This is a genomic window from Pedobacter sp. 01T416_2, assembly GCF_056398925.1.
Window position 1 is genome coordinate 1 of the sequence record NZ_JBFTQI010001126.1, and the last position, 1,324, is coordinate 1,324.

Here is a 1,324-nt window from a genome sequence, read left to right on the forward strand (position 1 = left end):
GTTTAACACCGACTGAGCAATTCCGGTTGGTGATAAGGAAATACGCCAAGGTGTTTCAGTAACTTAATAAATAGGCTTGGGAATCTTTGCTCTTTTCCGGAAAACTAACTAAGCCGCTAAAGTAAATAGAACAAGGGCGATGCGTTAATTATAAGACAAGATGCTAACGCCGTCATTTGGCAGGGGCAATGATTTTCATCCCGGGCAATTTGTGATTATCTTTGCCCCAGAAATGAAAAGCGAGCATATACGGGAAACCTTCGGAAATATTGATATTTATTTATTCGACCAGTTACTAAAAGGCACTTATGATGGGTGCAAAACTGTTTTGGATGCTGGATGTGGAACAGGAAGGAACCTGCTTTACTTTTTAAGAAGTGGTGCGCAGGTTTATGGGGTAGATCAAAATCCTGAAGCAATAGCACAGCTTAAAAATCTGGCCAGTGCCTTTCCCCATATCAATCCCGAAGAAAGCTTCAGCATAGCGCCTGTGGAACAATTACCATTTGAAAATGAAAGTTTTGATCTGGTCGTTAGTTCTGCTGTGCTCCACTTTGCRGAAAACCAGGAACATTTTGAAGCGATGTTAAGCGCTATGTGGCGCGTACTTAAACCCGGTGGATATTTCTTCTGTCGCCTGGCCTCAGAAATCGGTATTGAATCGCTGGTCCGTTTTATCGGAAATGGGAGGTATATTCTTCCGGACGGATCAGAGCGATTCTTGGTTAATCAGGAAATGCTGGTCAGGCTTACTAAAAAAATTGGGGGTCGACTTCACGAACCCATCAAGACGACCAATGTACAGAACATGAGGGCCATGACAACCTGGTGCGTGCGGAAATAACATTCGGTTTTGAAAGTTTTTAGCATAGAATATCCTTCAGATGTATGTGGGCATTTTGGCAAAAAAGGTCGTCCATTCCGCATTTAAACTATCACCCCATTTCGGCTTAAAGTGGTTCTTCAATCAATCTTCCTGTAATTAGTAGCCCAGGTCCAATTGGATTTATTGTCGTTGGGCTGCTTATCTTTGGGAGGTGCATAATAAGCGTTAAAACAATATCATGGAAAAATATTATTATCAGGTTTACTTAGATGTGGTATTACGTAACGAAGAACATATGTTTGGGTCCATCAATATCTCCCATATCCCATATAAAAAGCTGGAAGAGCTTTTTCTTGACCAGGTGGTAGCGGAGCGGTTTCTTTTTGATGATGCGATGTCCTATCAGATTAGTGAAAAACTTTACAAGAAGAATAGGAAGTTTTTTGATGAGGAAATTTTTTTTAGGTTCGATTTCGACTTGTTCGAGTATAGTGTTAG

2 protein-coding genes are annotated in these 1,324 nt (G+C 41.0%); both read left to right on the top strand.

The features are described 5' to 3' along the window. Positions 1 to 160: 160 nt before the first annotated feature. A complete protein-coding gene (locus tag AC1DPQ_RS27935; RefSeq protein ID WP_477611595.1) occupies positions 161 to 844 on the top strand; it encodes a class I SAM-dependent methyltransferase in 684 nt (227 codons plus the stop codon). A gap of 220 nt (positions 845 to 1,064) precedes the next feature. Next, positions 1,065 to 1,324: hypothetical protein (locus tag AC1DPQ_RS27940; protein ID WP_477611596.1), on the top strand; the 260-nt coding region annotated here is incomplete at its 3' end.